This is a genomic window from Pseudomonas sp. SMV71 (assembly GCF_052042015.1).
GTDB lineage: Bacteria > Pseudomonadota > Gammaproteobacteria > Pseudomonadales > Pseudomonadaceae > Aquipseudomonas.
In genome coordinates this window covers 178,994-199,479 of the sequence record NZ_JBKGGU010000007.1, presented here as the reverse complement: position 1 = coordinate 199,479, position 20,486 = coordinate 178,994, and the positions used below count along the sequence as shown (strand labels likewise).

At 59.3% G+C, this 20,486-nt stretch carries 16 protein-coding genes; 13 read left to right on the top strand and 3 right to left on the bottom strand.

Going from position 1 to position 20,486, the window contains the following annotated elements; genetic code table 11:
- Positions 1–118 precede the first annotated feature (118 nt).
- Positions 119–1,084, top strand: a complete 966-nt coding sequence (locus ACLEJQ_RS09490; RefSeq protein ID WP_440794303.1) for a hypothetical protein — start codon at positions 119–121, stop codon at positions 1,082–1,084.
- An 86-nt stretch (positions 1,085–1,170) separates the two neighbouring features.
- Here ACLEJQ_RS09490 and ACLEJQ_RS09485 read toward each other — a convergent pair whose 3' ends face one another.
- Positions 1,171–1,959, bottom strand: coding sequence for an MlaA family lipoprotein (locus ACLEJQ_RS09485; protein ID WP_440794301.1), 789 nt, complete (start codon positions 1,957–1,959; stop codon positions 1,171–1,173).
- A complete protein-coding gene (locus ACLEJQ_RS09480) occupies positions 1,952–3,244 on the bottom strand; it encodes a serine/threonine protein kinase (protein ID WP_440794299.1) in 1,293 nt (430 codons plus the stop codon). Before ACLEJQ_RS09480 ends, ACLEJQ_RS09485 begins: the two co-directional genes overlap by 8 nt.
- Before the next feature lie 425 nt (positions 3,245–3,669).
- Between ACLEJQ_RS09480 and ACLEJQ_RS09475 the strand changes: the two genes are divergently transcribed.
- The 3 genes from ACLEJQ_RS09475 to ACLEJQ_RS09465 all read left to right on the top strand — a co-directional run bounded on the left by ACLEJQ_RS09475 (position 3,670) and on the right by ACLEJQ_RS09465 (position 6,804).
- Complete coding sequence (locus ACLEJQ_RS09475) at positions 3,670–4,524, top strand: glycine betaine ABC transporter substrate-binding protein (RefSeq protein ID WP_440794297.1); 855 nt, start codon at positions 3,670–3,672, stop codon at positions 4,522–4,524.
- Between the two features lie 313 nt (positions 4,525–4,837).
- Positions 4,838–5,149, top strand: a complete 312-nt coding sequence (locus tag ACLEJQ_RS09470) for a DUF485 domain-containing protein (protein WP_440794295.1) — start codon at positions 4,838–4,840, stop codon at positions 5,147–5,149.
- Positions 5,146–6,804, top strand: a complete 1,659-nt coding sequence (locus ACLEJQ_RS09465) for a cation acetate symporter (RefSeq protein WP_440794293.1) — start codon at positions 5,146–5,148, stop codon at positions 6,802–6,804. The genes ACLEJQ_RS09470 and ACLEJQ_RS09465 overlap by 4 nt, the downstream gene beginning before the upstream one ends.
- A gap of 309 nt (positions 6,805–7,113) precedes the next feature.
- On the opposite strand, the gene gltA is transcribed toward ACLEJQ_RS09465, so the two are convergent.
- Entirely contained in the window at positions 7,114–8,403 is a 1,290-nt protein-coding gene (gene gltA, locus ACLEJQ_RS09460; RefSeq protein ID WP_245138783.1) for a citrate synthase, read from the bottom strand.
- 351 nt (positions 8,404–8,754) lie between these two features.
- Between gltA and sdhC the strand changes: the two genes are divergently transcribed.
- The 9 genes from sdhC to sucD all read left to right on the top strand — a co-directional run bounded on the left by sdhC (position 8,755) and on the right by sucD (position 20,152).
- Entirely contained in the window at positions 8,755–9,141 is a 387-nt protein-coding gene (gene sdhC / locus ACLEJQ_RS09455) for a succinate dehydrogenase, cytochrome b556 subunit (RefSeq protein ID WP_245138782.1), read from the top strand.
- Positions 9,135–9,503, top strand: a complete 369-nt coding sequence (gene sdhD / locus ACLEJQ_RS09450) for a succinate dehydrogenase, hydrophobic membrane anchor protein (RefSeq protein ID WP_003179222.1) — start codon at positions 9,135–9,137, stop codon at positions 9,501–9,503. The genes sdhC and sdhD overlap by 7 nt, the downstream gene beginning before the upstream one ends.
- A gap of 3 nt (positions 9,504–9,506) precedes the next feature.
- A complete protein-coding gene (gene sdhA / locus ACLEJQ_RS09445; RefSeq protein WP_440794290.1) occupies positions 9,507–11,279 on the top strand; it encodes a succinate dehydrogenase flavoprotein subunit in 1,773 nt (590 codons plus the stop codon).
- A gap of 11 nt (positions 11,280–11,290) precedes the next feature.
- Positions 11,291–11,995: a succinate dehydrogenase iron-sulfur subunit gene (locus tag ACLEJQ_RS09440; protein ID WP_039594133.1), complete on the top strand. Its 705-nt coding sequence runs from the start codon at positions 11,291–11,293 to the stop codon at positions 11,993–11,995.
- A 261-nt stretch (positions 11,996–12,256) separates the two neighbouring features.
- A complete protein-coding gene (locus tag ACLEJQ_RS09435) occupies positions 12,257–15,088 on the top strand; it encodes a 2-oxoglutarate dehydrogenase E1 component (protein ID WP_440794288.1) in 2,832 nt (943 codons plus the stop codon).
- 42 nt (positions 15,089–15,130) lie between these two features.
- Positions 15,131–16,357 (top strand): 2-oxoglutarate dehydrogenase complex dihydrolipoyllysine-residue succinyltransferase, encoded by a 1,227-nt coding sequence (odhB, locus tag ACLEJQ_RS09430; RefSeq protein WP_440794286.1) that lies wholly within the window; start codon positions 15,131–15,133, stop codon positions 16,355–16,357.
- 110 nt (positions 16,358–16,467) lie between these two features.
- Positions 16,468–17,904: a dihydrolipoyl dehydrogenase gene (lpdA, locus tag ACLEJQ_RS09425; RefSeq protein WP_440794284.1), complete on the top strand. Its 1,437-nt coding sequence runs from the start codon at positions 16,468–16,470 to the stop codon at positions 17,902–17,904.
- A gap of 197 nt (positions 17,905–18,101) precedes the next feature.
- Positions 18,102–19,268 carry an ADP-forming succinate--CoA ligase subunit beta gene (gene sucC, locus ACLEJQ_RS09420; RefSeq protein ID WP_003179235.1) on the top strand — a complete coding sequence of 389 codons (1,167 nt, stop codon included), beginning with the start codon at positions 18,102–18,104 and terminating at the stop codon, positions 19,266–19,268.
- The gene (gene sucD, locus ACLEJQ_RS09415; protein WP_053149972.1) at positions 19,268–20,152 is read left to right on the top strand and encodes a succinate--CoA ligase subunit alpha; all 885 of its coding nucleotides are present in this window, start codon (positions 19,268–19,270) and stop codon (positions 20,150–20,152) included. Before sucC ends, sucD begins: the two co-directional genes overlap by 1 nt.
- The last annotated feature ends 334 nt before the right edge of the window (positions 20,153–20,486 follow it).

Below are 20,486 nucleotides of genomic sequence, written 5' to 3'. Positions count from 1 at the left end.
GTGATCGCCGAACTCATTTTGGTCCACCGATCCGTAAGGACTCTGCGTGGCTGACGTCCACATTTGATCTACAGGTTTCTGGAAGGCCGCTATCTTTAATCCTTGTTACGAGAACGAAATGGCCTATCTGCCTCCCGCCATCACATCGCAAAAACTCCTGATCGTATGTCGGGACGTGGGCGGTTATGTAAAACGGCTTAGCGATTACCTGGCCAAAAACAATGAGGTCACTTTTGTCGATCTTTCTGCACAGCGCGGCGAGATCCGGTTCCTGCCTGGGAAGCTGCGGCGATGGCTGAAGAAGTTCCTGACAGTCCGTGCAGCGCAGCGCCTGATCCAAAAGGCCGGGAAAGTCGACGCTGTTCTCATCATCAATCCGGCGCAGATAGACGTCACTCTTGTCGATCAAGCAATGAGTGCGGCACAACAGACCATCGCGTTCCTGTCTGACGGCGTTGCCAGGCTTGCCATGCCGGTGGCTCAATTGGCCCGTTTCGACAAGGTCTACACCTTCGACGACGCTGATGCCCGGGAATACGGATTTCGCAAGCTCAACAATTATATTTACGAGCTCGATACAGAACTTGAAACCACCCGTGAGTACAAAGCGTTTGTAGTGATGGCGGGCAAGAACCGCATTGATGTGCTGGGCAGAATTGCAGCGGAGTTCGAGCGTCTCGGCCACACGAATTATAAGTTCCTGGTTCAGAGCAAGGTGGTCGAAAACGCCAGCCCCGGTATCACTTTTTTCAGGGAAAGAATGTCGCTCGAAGAGGTTGGGGAGCTGATCAGGCGCTCGGAGATCCTGATCGATATCGTCCGGCCGGGCCATGCAGGTCTGAGTTTTCGCTTCTTCGACGCTTTGTTCTACCGCAAGAAGATCATCACCAACAACCCGTCGGTCATGAATTACGATTTTTATGATGCGCGAAACATTCTGGTCATCGACAGTGACCGCCCTGTTATCCCGTCGTCATTTCTCGCTGAGGAATATATTGATCCACCTGCGCATGTGGTCCAGAAGTACAGCATGGATAGTTGGGCTAGCGAAGTGTTTGCTCGAGTTACCGATGACCAGCGATAGGAATCGCTTCGCCACGGCGCTTATCCACCTGCTATGAAAAACCCCCCGTCATCGAGTGTGCCGGGGGGCTTTTCATTTGTGGAAGATTATTCCGCTATCTGCAACTTGCGCGACTCGGTGTACACATACCGCACCTTCTCGTACTCGAACGGCGAGTTCAGCTGGCCGTAGCGGAAACTGGTCTGGTAGCGCTTGTCCACGCCGCGCAGGAGCAGCAGTTCCGGGTGATTGGAACTGACTTCGGAGACGTTCAGGAAGTTGATCGCCGATTCGGCGGTGTAGTCCACCAACAGGCCTGAGGTATCACGCAGGTTCGATGGGCCGAAAATCGGCAGCACGAAATAGGCGCCGGCCGGCACGCCGTAGAAGCCCAGCGTCTGGCCGAAGTCTTCGCTCTGGCGCGGCAGGCCCATGGCAGTTGCCGGGTCCCACAGGCCGGCGATGCCGACGGTGGTGTTGAGCAACAGCCGCGCGGTGGTTTCCATCGAACGCTTGCCCTTGAACTGCAGCAGGCTGTTCATCAGGTTCGGCACGTCTCCCAGGTTATTGAAGAAGTTGCTGACCCCGGTGCGCACGAAGCTCGGCGTGATGTAGCGGTAGCCATCGACAACGGGCAGGAACACCCATTGGTCGAAGCGGTAGTTGAAGTGATAGACCCGGCGGTTCCAGGACTCCAACGGGTCATAGACATTGAGGGCGTTGAGCGTCGAGCGCTCGAATTCGCGCTGGTCCAGCCCTGGGTTGAACTTGAGCTTGGTCAACGGCTCCTTGAAGCCATCCGAATCCACCACGGCAGGCGCGTTGGCCTTGCTGTCCTGGGCATGGACCATGCCTGCACTCATTAACGCAGCGATAAGCAGGAGATATTTAGCCACGGAAGAACTCCAGCATGGCGTCGCTGTTGACGCGGTAGTTGAGGTTGCCGCAATGGCCGCCCAGTGGATAAACCGTCAGGCGATCGCCGAAGGTCTTGCGCAGGAAACCCAGGTCGCCCGGGCCGAGAATGACGTCGTCGGCGTTATGCATGACAGCGATCTTCGGGCTGGCCTGCAGGTAGTCCTTGAGTGCGTACAGGCTGACCTGGTCGACCAGTTGCAACAGGCTCCCGCCGTCGGTGCGCGCTCGCCACATCGGAATCACCTGCTCGGTGAGGTAGCAATCGAAATCGCACTGCAATGCACGCTTGAGAAACGGTGTCAGGCTGGTGCTTTCGGTGATCGGGAATTTCGGCGGGATGATCAGGCCGCGACGGTTGATCAGGTCCGAGGTGAAGGCGATGTCGGCCGCCGAGAAGCGGAACGAGGTGCCGATCAGCATGGCCATCTGTTCGTTGTTCAGGTGTTGCTTGGACTGCTGGAAGTCGTAGAGCAACGCGTCATTGAGGTCGATGTAGCCTTTTTGCTGGAAGTAGCGAGTCAGCTTGTTCAGCACCAGCTCATAGAAGGTGGTGGTGCTGTTGATGCCCTTGACCTCGGTCTGTACCAGTCGGTCCAGGTTGGTGATCGAGGTGTAGAGGTTGACCGGCGGGTTCAGCAACAGCACTTTCTTGAAGTTGAAGCTGCGCCGGGTTTCATCCAGGTGCGCGACGAAGGCCGCGTCCAGGGCGCCGAGGCTGTAGCCGGTGAGGTAGTACTCGGTGACCGGCAGTTTGGGGTTCTGCGCACGCACGGCCTGCATCACCCGGTACATGTCCTCGGCGTCTTCCTTGGAAATGCCCGGCGTGGCAAAGCGCGAAGCGGCGCTCATGAAATCGAAGCTGGTGGGCGATGACAGCTGCACCACGTGGTAGCCGGCTTTGTAGTAGAGGCGCTTGAGGTACTCGTTGATGGTGCTGTCATAGCGCGCACCGGTGCCGGCGATCAGGAAGATCAGCGGTGCGGGTTTGTCCTGTGTCGCCAGGCGGTAGGTGAGGCTTTTTACCGGCCAGAAATTGTCCGGCAGGATGAACTCGCGCTCCGGGCGCAGCGTCAGGCTGTGGTCGGCCTGATTGATGTCCTCGATCAGCGGCAGCTCCGGACGCAGGTCCGGCGGGGTGGTGGCGATGGTCGCCTCGAACGGGTTGGTCAAGGGATAGCCATAGCTGGCGGCGTCGATATCTACCGCCAGCGCGGACGCACTCAGGATAAGGCCGCCGAAGAGGGCAGCGAAGGAACGGAGCATGACGAGATCCCTAAGAGGAAGGTGCCGATTGAGGTTCGCAGCCTATGACCACCGAAGCTGAGCCAAGTGCCATGACGGGCACGAAACAGGCACGGACGGGGTGCAATAGTAGCGGGACGATACACGTTCGCGTGTGGTGGCCGCTAGTCATCTGATGACTACTCGATTGGGGCGGGCAAAATGTCCGCGTCGACTACACTGCAAACGCCCGGGGGTCGTTGCTGGCTTTCTGATGTCGTTTCTCGATGCCTTGACGTCGCAGACAGAGCAGGTTCCGGATCGGCGCGGGTTGATGATCGACGGGTCAGTACTCCACTGGCGTTCGGGCCGGTTTGCAGGCGAGCGTGATGGGGGCGCTGAGCACCATAACTATACGTTGACGCTGCTCGGCATCCGTCGGGCGCAGCACTTTCGGGGAAGTAACGATGAAGATGCGACGACTCTTGGGCGCAGGTGCCGCACTGGTACTGGCGATCAGCTCCACCCTGGCCAGTGCCGAAAACAAAACCCTGAGCATCGGCTACGTTGACGGCTGGTCCGACAGCGTCGCGACCACTCACGTGGCGGCCGAAGTCATCCAGCAGAAGCTCGGCTACGACGTGAAGCTGCAAGCGGTGGCGACCGGGATCATGTGGCAGGGCGTGGCGACCGGCAAGCTCGATGCGATGCTGTCGGCCTGGCTGCCAGTGACCCACGGTGACTACTGGACCAAGAACAAGGACCAGGTGGTCGACTACGGTCCTAACTTCAAGGACGCAAAAATCGGCCTGATCGTGCCGGAGTACGTCAAGGCCAAGACGATCGAAGACCTGAAGACCGACGACTCCTTCAAGAAGCGCATCGTCGGCATCGACGCCGGTTCAGGCGTGATGCTCAAGACCGAGCAGGCCATCAAGGACTACGACCTGACCGGTTACCAGCTCAAGGCCAGTTCCGGCGCCGGCATGATTGCCGAGCTGACCCGTGCCGAGAAGAAGAACGAATCCATCGCCGTGACCGGTTGGGTGCCGCACTGGATGTTCGCCAAGTGGAAACTGCGCTTCCTCGAAGATTCCAAAGGCGTCTATGGCGCGGCTGAAACCGTGAACAGCATCGGCAGCAAGGAACTGGCGACCAAGGCGCCGGAAGTGGCCGAGTTCCTGAAGAAATTCCAGTGGGCTTCGAAAGACGAGATCGGCGAAGTCATGCTGGCGATCCAGGAAGGCGCCAAGCCGGACGCCGCTGCCAAGGACTGGGTTGCCAAGCACCCGGACCGCGTGAAGGAGTGGACCGGCAAGTAAATCGCCTGGTCTAGCTGCTGCGAAGAACCGCATGGCTCGCGTCATGCGGTTTTTTTATGCCTGCAACCTTTCGGTTTTGCCAATTTCCTGTGAAGGCGAGCTTGCTCGCGATAGCGGTATATCTGCTTGCATCTATATTGAATGTGCGACCGCAATCGCGAGCAGGCTCGCTCCCACAGGGAAAAGGAGAAAGTTTGCAGGAAACTGGCAGAACCATCATGTCGTTCTAATACTAAGGTCGTCTGGATCCTAACCTTGAGCCGCATAGAGTAGGGTCGTTCCAACTTAAATCTGTGCTGCGAGGATAAAAACAATGAACGACAGCATTTACCTCTCGATTCAAAACAGCCCGCGCTTCAAGGAGCTGGTGAGAAAAAGGGAAAGGTTCGCCTGGATTCTCTCGGCGATCATGCTCGGGCTGTATTCCGGATTCATTCTTCTGATCGCCTATGGGCCGCACGTTCTCGGGGCTAAGATCTCGCCTGAGTTGACGATCACCTGGGGTATTCCCATCGGTGTCGGCCTGATTGTCTCGGCGTTCATTCTGACCGCCATCTACGTGCGACGCGCCAACGGCGAGTTCGACGACCTGAACAATGCGATTCTCAAGGAGGCTCAGCAATGATCCGGCGTCTAATGGCTCTCTTGAGCATCGCAGCGTTTGCCCCGGGTGCCTGGGCGGCTGAAGCCCTGACCGGTGCCGTGCAGAAACAACCCCTCAACGTCTCCGCCATCGTGATGTTCGTGGCCTTCGTCGGCGCGACCCTGTGCATCACTTACTGGGCATCGAAGCGTAGCAAGTCGGCCTCCGACTATTACGCGGCAGGCGGCCGGATCACCGGTTTCCAGAACGGCCTGGCGATTGCCGGTGACTACATGTCCGCGGCGTCCTTCCTGGGGATTTCCGCGCTGGTATTCGCCTCGGGCTATGACGGCCTGATCTACTCCATCGGCTTCCTGGTGGGCTGGCCGATCATTCTGTTCCTGATCGCCGAGCGTCTGCGCAACCTGGGTAAATACACTTTTGCCGACGTTGCCTCCTATCGCCTGGGTCAAAAGCAGATCCGCACCCTGTCTGCCAGCGGCTCGCTGGTGGTGGTGGCGTTCTACCTGATTGCGCAGATGGTCGGCGCCGGCAAGCTGATCCAGTTGCTGTTCGGCCTGGACTACCATGTCGCAGTGATCCTGGTCGGTATCCTGATGTGCCTCTACGTGCTGTTCGGCGGCATGCTGGCGACCACCTGGGTACAGATCATCAAGGCAGTGCTGTTGCTGTCGGGCGCATCGTTCATGGCGCTGATGGTCATGAAGCACGTCAACTTCGACTTCAACATGCTGTTTTCCGAAGCGGTCAAGGTTCACCCTAAGGGTGAGGCGATCATGAGCCCTGGCGGTCTGGTGAAAGATCCTGTATCAGCCTTCTCCCTGGGGCTGGCGCTGATGTTCGGTACCGCTGGCCTGCCACACATCCTGATGCGCTTCTTCACCGTGAGTGACGCCAAGGAAGCCCGCAAGAGCGTGCTGTACGCCACCGGGTTCATCGGTTACTTCTACATCCTGACCTTCATCATCGGCTTCGGCGCGATCCTGCTGGTCAGCACCAACCCGGCCTTCAAGGACGCGGCAGGTGCCTTGCTGGGCGGCAACAACATGGCGGCGGTGCACCTGGCCGACGCGGTGGGTGGCAGTATCTTCCTGGGCTTCATCTCGGCGGTCGCCTTCGCGACCATCCTGGCGGTGGTTGCCGGCCTGACCCTGGCGGGTGCTTCGGCGGTGTCTCACGACCTGTATGCCAGCGTGATCAAGAAGGGCAAGGCCAACGAGAAAGACGAGATTCGCGTCTCGAAAATCACCACCATCGCCCTGGCGGTGCTGGCGATCGGCCTGGGCATCCTGTTCGAGAAGCAGAACATCGCGTTCATGGTAGGCCTGGCGTTCTCCATCGCGGCAAGCTGCAACTTCCCGGTGCTGCTGCTTTCGATGTACTGGAAGAAGCTCACTACCCGTGGCGCCATGATCGGTGGCTGGATGGGGCTGGTCAGCGCCGTGGGCCTGATGATCCTCGGTCCGACCATCTGGGTGCAGATCATGGGTCACGAGAAGCCGATCTACCCGTATGAGTACCCGGCGCTGTTCTCGATGATCATTGCGTTCGTGGGTATCTGGTTCTTCTCGATCACCGACAAGTCGACGGCTGCCGACAACGAGCGGGCGCTGTTCTTCCCGCAGTTCGTGCGTTCGCAGACCGGCCTGGGGGCGAGTGGGGCAGTAAATCACTAAAAAGCAGTGGCGAGTTGCAAGCTTCAAGCTGCAAGTTAGAAGCGATGCAGCATCGGAAAAATACCCCTGTCGAGAGGCAGGGGTATTTTTTTGTGCCTGGACTAAGGAGGTGATCAGGTCTGCCGCCACCGCGAGCAGGCTCGCTCCCATAGGCGACCGCATTCCAGTGTGGGAGCGAGCCTGCTCGCGATGGTGGCAGCCCCCTCACCACAGATCAAAGCGCTTACAAACAAAACGGCCCCCGCTCTTATATATAAGAAGCGGGGGCCGTTCCGGTGCAGCTTGAGACCTTAATGCAAGACCCGAGTCTTACTTGCGATCTTGCAGCTCGGTGATGTCACGCGACTCGTAGCCAGTGTACAACTGGCGAGGGCGGCCGATCTTGTACGGGCTGGAGAGCATTTCTTTCCAGTGGGAGATCCAGCCGACGGTCCGCGCCAGGGCGAAGATCACGGTGAACATGCTGGTTGGAATGCCGATCGCCTTGAGGATGATCCCCGAGTAGAAGTCGACGTTCGGGTACAGCGAGCGCTCGATGAAGTACGGGTCGGTCAGGGCGATCTCTTCCAGGCGCATGGCCAGTTCGAGTTGCGGATCGTTCTTGATGCCCAGCTCTTTCAACACTTCGTCGCAGGTCTGCTTCATGACGGTGGCGCGCGGGTCGCGGTTCTTGTAGACCCGGTGACCGAAGCCCATCAGCTTGAACGGATCGTTCTTGTCCTTGGCCTTGGCGATGAACTTGTCGATGTTCGAGACATCGCCGATTTCATCGAGCATGGTCAGTACCGCTTCGTTGGCACCGCCGTGGGCCGGGCCCCAGAGTGCGGCGATACCGGCGGCGATACAGGCGAACGGGTTGGCACCCGAGGAGCCGGCCAGGCGCACGGTGGACGTCGAGGCGTTCTGCTCGTGGTCGGCATGGAGGATGAAGATCCGGTCCATGGCCTTGGCGAGCACCGGGCTGATCGGTTTGATCTCGCACGGGGTGTTGAACATCATATGCAGGAAGTTTTCTGCATAGGTCAGGTCGTTGCGCGGATACATCATGGGCTGGCCCATGGAGTATTTGTAGACCATGGCTGCCAGGGTCGGCATCTTCGCCACCAGGCGGATCGCGGAGATTTCGCGATGCTGGGGGTTATTGATGTCCAGGGAGTCGTGGTAGAAGGCCGAGAGGGCGCCGACTACGCCGCACATGACCGCCATCGGGTGCGCGTCGCGGCGGAAGCCGTTGAAGAAGGACTTCAGCTGCTCGTGAACCATGGTGTGGTTCTTGACGGTGCTGACGAACTGGGCCTTTTGCTCTGCGGTTGGCAGCTCGCCGTTGAGCAGCAGGTAGCAGGTTTCCAGGTAGTCCGATTTTTCAGCCAGTTGCTCGATCGGGTAGCCGCGGTGCAGCAGGATGCCGTTGTCGCCGTCGATATAGGTGATTTTCGACTCGCACGAGGCGGTCGACATGAAACCCGGGTCAAAGGTGAAACGGCCCGTGGCCGTCAGGCCCCGTACGTCGATTACATCGGGACCAACGGTGCCGGTTAAAATGGGCAGCTCGACGGGGGCTGCGCCCTCGATGATCAACTGCGCTTTTTTGTCAGCCATGTGGCCTCCTATTAATGCTTGGAATCATCAGACAGACCCCCCACGCAGGGCCCGCACCACTATAGTGAGATAAATCCGAAAGTCAATTTGCCTAAAGTCTTGCTCCAGAAGGCTTTAAGCGGACTTTTTCCTCGAAATTGCCTGCCGTTTACGCCTTTTGCCACGCTTGTGCAATGCGCCATCAGTGGAAGGTGAACGCGTTGTCATTAGTAGCCTAACTGTCTATACTCGGCCACCGACCGCCAGGGGCTTTTGGGCCAGCTTTGCTGGGGGTCGTCACTCCCTGGGTGGTGAGTACCTGACCAGTGCGCGCCGCAACAACTTTGCCCTGATTCTTAGGGGCTCTTCAGTGTGAAAAAAGCCGTGAAAAGCCAACGACCTGTAAACCTAGACCTAAGGACCATCAAACTCCCAGTCACTGCTTACACGTCCATCCTTCACCGAATCTCCGGTGTCATTCTTTTCGTCAGCCTGGCCATCATGCTTTATGCATTGGACAAGTCGCTCGACTCGGAAGAAGGCTTCGGTCAGGTGAAAGCGTGTCTGACCAGTCCGCTAGCCAAGCTAGTGATTTGGGGCATCCTGTCCGCCTTGCTATATCACCTGGTTGCCGGTGTGCGCCACTTGATCATGGACATGGGCATCGGTGAGACGCTGGAAGGCGGCAAGCTGGGCTCGAAAATCATTATCGCCGTGTCTGCGGTGCTGATCGTTCTGGCAGGAGTCTGGATATGGTAACCAACGTCACGAACCTCTCGCGTTCGGGCCTCTATGACTGGATGGCGCAGCGTGTGTCTGCGGTCGTTCTCGCGGCTTACTTCATTTTCCTGATCGGATATGTCGTAGCAAACCCTGGCCTGGGCTATGCCCAATGGCATGAACTGTTCGCAAACAACTGGATGCGTATCTTCAGTCTGCTGGCACTTGTCGCACTGGGCGCTCACGCCTGGGTCGGCATGTGGACCATCGCCACCGACTACCTGACGCAGATGGCGTTCGGCAAGTCGGCGACTGCCGTACGTTTCCTGTTCCAGGCCGTATGCGGCGTCGCGATGTTCGCGTACTTCGTCTGGGGCGTGCAGATTCTTTGGGGTATCTGATTCATGGCTAACATTCCTACGATTTCTTTCGACGCCATCATTATTGGTGGCGGCGGTGCCGGCATGCGCGCAGCGCTGCAACTGGCGCAGGGCGGTCACAAGACTGCCGTGATCACCAAGGTTTTCCCGACCCGTTCGCACACTGTATCCGCCCAGGGCGGCATCACCTGCGCCATCGCATCTGCCGACCCGAACGATGACTGGCGCTGGCACATGTACGATACCGTCAAGGGTTCCGACTACATCGGTGACCAGGACGCTATCGAATACATGTGTCAGGAAGGCCCGGCCGCGGTGTTCGAGCTGGACCACATGGGCCTGCCGTTCTCGCGTACCGAAACCGGTCGTATCTACCAGCGTCCGTTCGGTGGCCAGTCCAAGGACTACGGCAAAGGCGGCCAGGCTGCCCGTACTTGCGCGGCGTCCGACCGTACCGGTCACGCGCTGCTGCACACCCTCTATCAGGGCAACCTGAAGGCCGGTACCACGTTCCTGAACGAGTACTATGCCGTTGACCTGGTGAAGAACCAGGACGGCGCGTTCGTCGGTGTGATCGCAATCTGCATCGAAACCGGCGAAACCACCTACATCCGTTCCAAGGCCACCGTGCTGGCGACCGGCGGTGCAGGCCGTATCTACGCCTCCACCACCAACGCCCTGATCAACACCGGTGACGGCGTCGGCATGGCCCTGCGTGCCGGCGTGCCGGTGCAGGACATCGAAATGTGGCAGTTCCATCCGACCGGCATCGCCGGCGCCGGCGTGCTGGTCACCGAAGGTTGCCGCGGTGAAGGCGGTTACCTGATCAACAAGCACGGCGAGCGTTTCATGGAGCGTTATGCTCCGAACGCCAAGGACCTTGCCGGTCGTGACGTCGTGGCTCGTTCGATGGTCAAGGAAATCATTGCCGGCAACGGTTGCGGTCCGAATGGCGACCACGTGATGCTCAAGCTCGACCACCTCGGCGAGGAAGTGCTGCACAGCCGCCTGCCGGGTATTTGCGAACTGTCGAAGACCTTCGCCCACGTCGACCCTGTCGTGGCGCCGGTTCCGGTCGTTCCAACCTGCCACTACATGATGGGCGGCGTTGCCACCAACATTCATGGTCAGGCGATCACCCAGGACGCCGCAGGCGTGGACCAGATCATTCCTGGCCTGTTCGCAGTGGGTGAAGTGGCTTGCGTATCGGTCCACGGTGCCAACCGTCTGGGCGGCAACTCGTTGCTCGACCTGGTGGTGTTTGGCCGTGCTGCCGGCCTGCACCTGGAGAAGGCGCTGACCGACGGCATCGAATACCGCGACGCCAGCGACACCGACATCGATGTGGCCCTCAAGCGTCTGGCCGGCCTCAACGAACGTACCGAGGGCGAAGACGTCGCCACCCTGCGTCGCGAGCTGCAAAGCTGCATGCAGAACTACTTCGGTGTGTTCCGTACCGGCGAATACATGCAGAAGGGTATCGCCCAGCTGGCGCAATTGCGTGAACGAATTGCCAACGTGAAGATCAACGATAAATCGCAGGCGTTCAACACTGCGCGTATCGAAGCGCTGGAATTGCAGAACCTGCTGGAAGTGGCCGAAGCCACTGCGATCGCGGCAGAAGAGCGTAAAGAGTCCCGCGGCGCCCACGCCCGCGAAGACTTCGAAGACCGTGACGACGAAAACTGGCTGTGCCACACCTTGTACTTCCCGGGTGAAAAACGCGTCGCCAAGCGTGCCGTGAACTTCTCGCCGAAGACTGTTCCGACTTTCGAACCAAAAGTCCGGACTTATTAAGGGTGACCGCTATGTTGCAAGTCAGTGTTTATCGCTACAACCCTGATCAGGACGCCGCGCCGTTCATGCAGGACTTCCAGGTCGATACCGGTGGTAAAGACCTGATGGTGCTGGACGTGCTGGCCCTGATCAAAGAACAGGACGAAGGTTTCTCCTACCGTCGTTCCTGCCGCGAGGGCGTTTGCGGCTCCGACGGCATGAACATCAACGGCAAGAACGGCCTGGCCTGCATCACGCCGTTGTCGGCGGTGGTCAAGGGCAACAAGCTGATCGTTCGTCCGCTGCCAGGTTTGCCGGTTATCCGTGACCTGGTTGTCGATATGAGCATCTTCTACAAGCAATACGAGAAGGTGAAGCCATTCCTGCAGAACGACACGCCGGCCCCGGCCATCGAGCGTCTGCAGTCCCCGGAAGAGCGTGAGAAGCTCGACGGTCTGTACGAGTGCATCCTGTGCGCCTGCTGCTCGACCTCGTGCCCATCCTTCTGGTGGAACCCGGACAAATTCCTGGGCCCGGCCGCCCTGCTGCAAGCGTATCGCTTCCTGGCAGACAGCCGTGACACCAAGACGTCCGAGCGTCTGGCTGCACTGGATGACCCGTTCAGCGTCTTCCGCTGCCGCGGGATCATGAACTGCGTCAACGTATGTCCGAAAGGCCTGAACCCGACTAAGGCCATCGGTCACGTGCGTAACATGCTGCTGCAAAACGGCGTGTGATTCAGCTGCTGTACCCGTAGAACCGCTGTACCCGTAGAGGCTAGGGCGCGGGCTTCAACCCGCGTCGTAGCATAACCAGAACAGCCGCTCACAAAGCGGCGGTTCTTATTTTGAAGAAATGAGACAAGCAGGGGCATCCGGGCTGGTACCCGGACTATCAGCGTGATCCTAAGTGGCTTGTTTTAGTCGCTGCATTCGGACTTCTGCAAGTTTGCTCGGTGTTTTCGCCGGTGGTGTTCCCCTAATCGAGGGTGACCAAGCATGCAAGAAAGCGTGATGCAGCGCATGTGGAACAGTGCCCACCTCTCCGGTGGTAACGCTGCCTATGTGGAAGAGCTCTACGAGCTCTACCTGCACGACCCTAACGCTGTGCCAGAAGAGTGGCGCACCTATTTTCAGAAGTTGCCGGCTGACGGTAATTCTGCCACCGACGTTTCGCACTCGACGATTCGCGATCATTTCGTGCTGCTGGCAAAGAACCAGCGCCGCGCTCAACCGGTGTCTGCCGGCAGCGTGAGCAGTGAGCACGAGAAGAAGCAAGTCGAAGTGCTGCGACTGATCCAGGCCTACCGGATGCGTGGCCACCAGGCAGCCCAGCTGGATCCGCTGGGGCTGTGGCAGCGTCCTGCACCTGCAGACCTGTCGATCACTCATTACGGCTTGACCAATGCCGATCTTGATACGACCTTCCGTGCCGGCGACCTGTTCATCGGCAAAGAGGAAGCGAGCCTACGCGAAATTCACGAAGCGTTGCAGCAGACATATTGCCGCACCATCGGCTCTGAGTTCACGCACATCACCGATTCCGAGCAACGCCAGTGGTTCCAGCAGCGTCTGGAAAGCGTTCGTGGCCGTCCGACGTACTCCGCGGACATCAAGAGCCACTTGCTCGAGCGCGTGACTGCCGGTGAAGGCCTGGAGAAATACCTGGGTACCAAATACCCGGGTACCAAGCGTTTCGGCCTGGAAGGTGGCGAAAGCCTGATCCCGATGCTCGACGAGCTGATCCAGCGTTCCGGTTCCTACGGCACCAAGGAAGTCGTCATCGGCATGGCTCACCGTGGCCGCCTGAACGTGCTGGTCAACACCTTCGGCAAGAACCCGCGCGAGCTGTTCGACGAGTTCGAAGGCAAGAAGAAGGTCGAGCTCGGTTCCGGTGACGTCAAATACCACCAGGGCTTCTCGTCCAACGTGATGACCACAGGTGGCGAAGTCCACTTGGCCATGGCGTTCAACCCGTCCCACCTGGAAATCGTTTCCCCGGTGGTCGAGGGTTCGGTCCGCGCCCGTCAGGATCGTCGCAACGATCCGACCGGCGAGAAGGTGCTGCCGATCTCCATCCACGGTGACGCGGCATTCGCCGGTCAAGGCGTGGTCATGGAAACCTTCCAGATGTCGCAGACCCGCGGTTTCAAGACCGGCGGCACCGTGCACATCGTGATCAACAACCAGGTCGGTTTCACCATCAGCAACCCGCTGGACTCGCGTTCCACCGAGTACGCCACGGACGTTGCGAAAATGATCCAGGCGCCGATCCTTCACGTGAATGGTGATGATCCGGAAGCCGTGCTGTTCGTGACCCAGCTGGCCATCGACTACCGCATGCAGTTCAAGCGTGACGTGGTGATCGACCTGGTCTGCTACCGTCGTCGTGGCCACAACGAGGCCGACGAGCCAAGCGGTACCCAGCCTCTGATGTATCAGCAGATCACCAAGCAGCGTACCACCCGCGAGCTGTATGCCGATCGCCTGATCCAGGACGGTGTACTGGAAGCCGAGCGCGTCCAGGAAAAAGTCGATGAATATCGCAACGCCTTGGACAACGGCCTGCATGTGGTGAAAAGCCTGGTCAAGGAACCGAACAAAGAGTTGTTCGTGGACTGGCGTCCGTACCTGGGCCACGCCTGGACCGCACGTCACGACACGCGTTTCGACCTCAAGACCTTGCAGGAACTGTCCGCCAAGCTGCTGGAAATCCCGGAAGGCTTCGTGGTCCAGCGCCAGGTTGCGAAGATCTACGAAGACCGGCAGAAGATGCAAGCCGGCGGCCTGCCGATCAACTGGGGCTACGCCGAAACCATGGCGTACGCGACCCTGGCGTTCGAAGGTCACCCGATCCGCATGACCGGCCAGGACATCGGCCGCGGTACGTTCTCGCACCGTCATGCCGTCCTGCACAACCAGAAAGACGCCAGCACCTACATCCCGCTGAAGAACCTGTACAAGGGCCAGCCGCTGTTCGATCTCTACGACTCCTTCCTGTCGGAAGAAGCCGTACTGGCATTCGAATACGGCTACTCGACCACCACGCCAAACGCGCTGGTGATCTGGGAAGCCCAGTTCGGTGACTTCGCCAACGGTGCGCAGGTGGTGATCGACCAGTTCATCACCAGTGGCGAGCACAAGTGGGGGCGTCTCTGCGGCCTGACGATGTTGCTGCCGCACGGTTACGAAGGGCAGGGCCCCGAGCACTCCTCGGCGCGTCTTGAGCGCTACCTGCAACTGTGCGCCGAGCACAACATCCAGGTGTGCATGCCCACGACTCCGGCACAGATCTACCACTTGCTGCGCCGTCAGGTGATTCGTCCGCTGCGCAAGCCGCTGGTCGTGCTGACGCCGAAGTCGCTGCTGCGTCACAAGCTGGCTGTTTCGACGCTCGAGGATCTGGCCGACGGTTCGTTCCAGACCGTTATCCCGGAAATCGATGCCCTGGACCCGAGCAAGGTCGAGCGCATTGTCCTGTGCAGCGGCAAGGTCTACTACGACCTGCTGGAAAAACGCCGTGCCGAAGGCCGTGAAGATATCGCCATCGTGCGTATCGAGCAGCTGTATCCGTTCCCTGAGGACGACTTGAAAGAAGTCCTGGCGCCTTACACCAATGCCAAGGCGGCTGTCTGGTGTCAGGAAGAGCCGATGAACCAGGGCGCGTGGTACTGCAGCCAACACCACCTGCGTCGCAGCATCAGCCACCTCAACAAGTCTCTCGTACTCGAGTACGCGGGCCGTGAGGCTTCTGCTGCACCTGCCTGTGGTTACGCATCGATGCACGCCGAGCAGCAGGAACAACTGCTGCAAGACGCGTTTACCGTTTAACGCCTTCGCGCACCTGAAACCGAATTTAAGGAACCAAAGACAATGGCTATCGAGATCAAAGCCCCCACCTTCCCGGAATCGGTTGCCGATGGCACCGTTGCCACCTGGCACAAAAAACCGGGCGAGGCCGTCAAGCGTGACGAACTGATCGTCGACATCGAGACCGACAAGGTCGTACTGGAAGTCCTGGCGACCGCCGACGGCGTGCTGGGCGCTATCGTCAAGAACGAAGGCGACACCGTCCTGTCCGACGAAGTGCTGGGTTCGATCGAAGAGGGCGGTGCCGCCGCCGCTGCTCCGGCCGCCGCTGCTGCTGCTCCTGCCGCTGCCCAGGCCGCCGCTCCGGCTGCCGATGGCGAAGACGACCCGGTCGCCGCGCCTGCTGCTCGCAAGATCGCTGAAGAAAACGGCATCAACATCGCTTCCGTTGCCGGCACCGGCAAGGGTGGTCGTGTGACCAAGGAAGACGTGGTTGCCGCCGTTGCCGCCAAGAAAGCTGCTCCAGCCGCCGCAGCTGCCAAGCCTGCCGCACCTGCCGCCGCCGCTCCGGTGTTCGCAGCCGGTGACCGCGTTGAAAAACGCGTTCCGATGACCCGCCTGCGTGCCAAGGTTGCCGAGCGTCTGGTCGAAGCCCAGTCGAACATGGCGATGCTGACCACTTTCAACGAAGTCGACATGACCGAAGTCATGGCCCTGCGTTCGAAGTACAAGGACCTGTTCGAGAAGTCCCACAACGGCGTGCGCCTGGGCTTCATGTCGTTCTTCGTCAAGGCGGCCACCGAGGCGCTGAAACGCTTCCCGGCCGTCAACGCGTCGATCGACGGTTCCGACATCGTCTACCACGGCTATGCCGACATCGGTGTCGCGGTCTCCAGCGACCGTGGCCTGGTGGTTCCGGTACTGCGCAACGCCGAGCTGATGAGCCTGGCCGAAATCGAAGGCGGCATCGCCACCTTCGGCAAGAAGGCCCGTGACGGCAAGCTGTCCATCGAAGAGATGACCGGCGGTACGTTCACCATCACCAACGGTGGTACATTCGGTTCGATGATGTCGACTCCGATCGTCAACCCGCCACAAGCGGCGATCCTGGGGATGCACAACATCATCCAGCGTCCGATGGCGATCAACGGTCAAGTCGTGATTCGTCCGATGATGTACCTGGCACTGTCCTACGATCACCGCCTGATCGACGGTAAAGAAGCGGTGACGTTCCTGGTGACCATCAAGAACCTGCTTGAAGATCCGGCTCGCCTGCTGCTGGATATCTGATATCGCCGCGAGGGCCGGTCGATTGGCCGGCCCCTTGCTGAAACAACCGGTTTCGTCCCACGACGGTCACCATAAGTGGCCGTCCGGTTTGATTCGAAAAGGAATGACCCATGACTCAGAAATTCGACGTGGTAGTGATTGGTGCGGGCCCTGGCGGCTACGTAGCGGCCATCAAGGCTGCACAACTTGGCCTTTCCACTGCCTGCATCGAGAAATACACCGATGGCGAGGGCAAACAGGCCCTGGGCGGTACTTGCCTGAACGTCGGTTGCATTCCTTCCAAGGCGCTGTTGGACAGCTCCTGGAAATACAAGGAAGCCAAGGAAAGTTTCAACGTCCACGGCATCTCCACCGGTGAAGTCAAGATGGACGTCGCAGCGATGGTTGGCCGCAAGGCTGGCATCGTCAAGAACCTGACCAGCGGTGTAGCCACCCTGTTCAAGGCCAACGGCGTGACCTCGATCCAGGGCCACGGCAAGCTGCTGCTGGGCAAGAAAGTCGAAGTGACAAAGCCAGACGGTTCGGTTGAAGTGATCGAGGCCGAGAACGTCATCCTGGCACCGGGCTCGCGTCCGATCGACATTCCACCGGCTCCAGTCGACCAGAACGTCATCGTTGATTCCACCGGCGCCCTGGAATTCCAGTCCGTGCCTAAGCGCCTGGGCGTGATCGGCGCCGGCGTGATCGGCCTGGAGCTGGGTTCGGTATGGTCGCGCCTGGGGGCGCAAGTGACCGTGCTCGAAGCCCTCGAAACCTTCCTGGTAGCTGCTGACACCGCGGTGTCCAAGGAAGCGTTCAAGACCCTGACCAAGCAAGGCCTGGACATCAAGCTGGGCGCTCGCGTGACCGGTTCCAAGGTCAACGGCGAAGAAGTCGTGGTCAACTACACCGACGCCAACGGCGAACAGACCATCACTTTCGACAAGCTGATCGTTGCGGTCGGCCGTCGTCCGGTGACCACCGACCTGTTGGCTGCCGATTGCGGCGTGAACCTGGACGAGCGTGGTTTCATCGCGGTCGATGATCATTGTGCAACCGACGTACCGGGCGTCTACGCCATCGGTGACGTGGTTCGCGGCATGATGCTGGCGCACAAGGCGTCCGAAGAAGGCATCATGGTCGTCGAGCGCATCAAGGGTCACAAGGCCCAGATGAACTACGACCTGATCCCTTCGGTTATCTACACCCACCCGGAAATCGCGTGGGTCGGTAAAACCGAACAGGCCTTGAAAGGCGAAGGCGTTGAAGTTAACGTCGGCACCTTCCCGTTCGCCGCCAGTGGCCGTGCCATGGCAGCCAACGATACCGGCGGTTTCGTAAAAGTCATCGCCGATGCCAAGACGGATCGTGTATTGGGCGTTCACGTCATTGGCCCAAGCGCGGCCGAGCTGGTACAGCAAGGCGCGATCGCGATGGAGTTCGGCACCAGCGCCGAAGACCTGGGCATGATGGTCTTCTCCCATCCGACCCTGTCCGAAGCCTTGCACGAAGCGGCCCTGGCCGTGAATGGCGGCGCCATCCACGTGGCCAACCGCAAGAAGCGTTAAGAAATAATAAGAAACCACGGCGGTACGGCCCGTCGTGAGCCTTGCGAGCAAGACTCACCGCGGAATGTCCGCTGGACGCAGTCTTGCGTAGCTCTGCCGGTTCACCGGAAGGCTACGCAAGCAGCAGTCACAGGTGGTGCGGCACTAAAAATGGTGCAGCACCGAATGCGCAGTACCTAACGAAGACGGTAATAAGCATGAATCTTCACGAGTATCAGGGTAAGCAGCTGTTCGCTGAGTACGGCCTGCCAGTATCCACAGGCTACGCGGTAGACACCCCGGAAGCGGCAGCAGAAGCTTGCGACAAAATCGGCGGCAGCGAATGGGTTGTCAAAGCCCAGGTTCACGCCGGTGGTCGCGGTAAAGCGGGCGGCGTCAAGCTGGTTCGCAGCAAAGAAGACGCCAAAGCCTTCGCACAGCAGTGGCTGGGCAAGCGTCTGGTGACCTACCAGACTGACGCCAACGGTCAGCCGGTCACCAAAATCCTGGTTGAATCGTGCACTGATATCGCTAAAGAGCTGTACCTGGGCGCTGTCGTCGACCGTTCGAGCCGCCGTATCGTGTTCATGGCTTCCACCGAAGGTGGCGTGGACATCGAGAAAATCGCTCACGATACCCCTGAGAAAATCCTCAAGGCCACTATCGATCCGCTGGTTGGCGCACAGCCATTCCAGGGTCGCGAGCTGGCATTCCAGCTGGGCCTGGAAGGCAAGCAGGTCACTCAGTTCGCCAAGATCTTCGTCGGTCTGGCCAAGCTGTTCCAGGACCACGACCTGGCCCTGCTGGAAGTGAACCCGCTGGTGATCAAGGCCGACGGCGACCTGCACTGCCTCGATGCCAAGATCAACATCGACGCCAACGCCATGTACCGTCAGCCTAAGCTGAAGACTTTCCACGATCCGTCCCAGGACGATCCGCGCGAAGCGCACGCTGCCAAGTTCGAACTGAACTACGTGGCCCTGGAAGGTAACATCGGCTGCATGGTCAACGGTGCCGGCCTGGCCATGGGTACCATGGACATCGTCAACCTGCATGGCGGCAAGCCAGCCAACTTCCTCGACGTGGGCGGCGGTGCTACCAAGGAACGCGTAACCGAAGCGTTCAAGATCATCCTGTCCGACACCAACGTCGCTGCAGTACTGGTCAACATCTTCGGCGGCATCGTTCGTTGCGACATGATTGCCGAAGGCATCATCGGCGCGGTGAAAGAAGTTGGCGTGAAAATCCCGGTTGTTGTTCGCCTCGAAGGCAACAACGCTGAGCTGGGCGCTAAAGTACTGGCAGAAAGCGGTTTGAACATCATCGCTGCTACCAGCCTGACCGACGCTGCTCAACAAGTCGTTAAAGCTGCGGAGGGCAAATAATGAGCGTCCTGATCAATAAAGACACCAAGGTTATCTGCCAAGGTATCACCGGTTCGCAGGGTAGCTTCCACACCCAGCAAGCCATCGAATACGGCACCCAGATGGTCGGTGGCGTAACGCCGGGCAAAGGCGGCACCGAGCACCTGGGCCTGCCGGTCTTCAACACCGTCAAGGACGCTGTTGCAGCCACTGGCGCGACCGCCAGCGTGATCTACGTTCCAGCTCCGTTCTGCAAGGATTCCATCCTTGAAGCGGCGTTCGGCGGTATCAAGCTGATCGTATGCATCACCGAAGGCATCCCGACCATCGACATGCTGGAAGCCAAGGTCAAGTGCGACGAGCTGGGTATCACCCTGATCGGCCCTAACTGCCCAGGCGTGATCACTCCGGGCGAGTGCAAGATCGGCATCATGCCAGGTCACATCCACTTGCCAGGCAAGGTCGGTATCGTTTCGCGTTCCGGCACCCTGACTTACGAAGCCGTGAAGCAGACCACTGACGCCGGTTTCGGTCAGTCGACTTGCGTCGGCATCGGCGGTGACCCGATCCCAGGCTCCAACTTCATCGACATCCTGAAGCTGTTCCAGGAAGACCCGAAGACCGAAGCGATCGTCATGATCGGTGAGATCGGCGGTTCCGCTGAAGAAGAAGCCGCAGCCTTCATCAAGGCGAACGTGACCAAGCCGGTTGTTTCCTACATCGCGGGTGTGACTGCTCCTCCGGGCAAGCGCATGGGCCATGCTGGCGCAATCATCTCCGGCGGCAAAGGCACTGCAGACGAGAAATTCGCTGCGCTGCAAGACGCAGGCGTGAAAACCGTGCGTTCGCTGGCAGACATCGGCAAGGCACTGGCCGAGCTGACTGGCTGGGAAATGAAGAAGTAAGCTTCGGCTGACCTTTTTCGTTCCAGCAACAAAGGCCACCTTCGGGTGGTCTTTGTCGTTTCTGGCCCTTGAGAATTCATGTGCTGTGGCAGCGGGCTCTAGTGGCGAGGGAGCTTGCTCCCGCTCGACTGCGAAGCGGTCGCAAAACCAGGCAGCGCGTTCCGTCTTGCTGAACCTCACGGTTATCGTTTGGGCCGCTTCGCAGTCCAGCGGGAGCAAGCTCCCTCGCCATGGGAGTAAGCAAGGGTCGTGGATAAATAGATACGTAAACGCGACACCAAACTGTCGCGCATCGGATAGTTCGCCCCTAAACAGTGCGTTTTTCGCCCGAATT

Coding starts and splice junctions, on each gene's coding strand:
- ACLEJQ_RS09490 (WP_440794303.1), top strand. CDS start 119: ATGGCCTATCTGCCTCCCGCCATCACATCGCAAAAACTCCTGATCGTA.
- ACLEJQ_RS09480 (WP_440794299.1), bottom strand. CDS start 3,244: ATGCTCCGTTCCTTCGCTGCCCTCTTCGGCGGCCTTATCCTGAGTGCG.
- ACLEJQ_RS09475 (WP_440794297.1), top strand. CDS start 3,670: ATGAAGATGCGACGACTCTTGGGCGCAGGTGCCGCACTGGTACTGGCG.
- ACLEJQ_RS09470 (WP_440794295.1), top strand. CDS start 4,838: ATGAACGACAGCATTTACCTCTCGATTCAAAACAGCCCGCGCTTCAAG.
- ACLEJQ_RS09465 (WP_440794293.1), top strand. CDS start 5,146: ATGATCCGGCGTCTAATGGCTCTCTTGAGCATCGCAGCGTTTGCCCCG.
- gltA (WP_245138783.1), bottom strand. CDS start 8,403: ATGGCTGACAAAAAAGCGCAGTTGATCATCGAGGGCGCAGCCCCCGTC.
- sdhD (WP_003179222.1), top strand. CDS start 9,135: ATGGTAACCAACGTCACGAACCTCTCGCGTTCGGGCCTCTATGACTGG.
- sdhA (WP_440794290.1), top strand. CDS start 9,507: ATGGCTAACATTCCTACGATTTCTTTCGACGCCATCATTATTGGTGGC.
- ACLEJQ_RS09440 (WP_039594133.1), top strand. CDS start 11,291: ATGTTGCAAGTCAGTGTTTATCGCTACAACCCTGATCAGGACGCCGCG.
- ACLEJQ_RS09435 (WP_440794288.1), top strand. CDS start 12,257: ATGCAAGAAAGCGTGATGCAGCGCATGTGGAACAGTGCCCACCTCTCC.
- odhB (WP_440794286.1), top strand. CDS start 15,131: ATGGCTATCGAGATCAAAGCCCCCACCTTCCCGGAATCGGTTGCCGAT.
- lpdA (WP_440794284.1), top strand. CDS start 16,468: ATGACTCAGAAATTCGACGTGGTAGTGATTGGTGCGGGCCCTGGCGGC.
- sucC (WP_003179235.1), top strand. CDS start 18,102: ATGAATCTTCACGAGTATCAGGGTAAGCAGCTGTTCGCTGAGTACGGC.
- sucD (WP_053149972.1), top strand. CDS start 19,268: ATGAGCGTCCTGATCAATAAAGACACCAAGGTTATCTGCCAAGGTATC.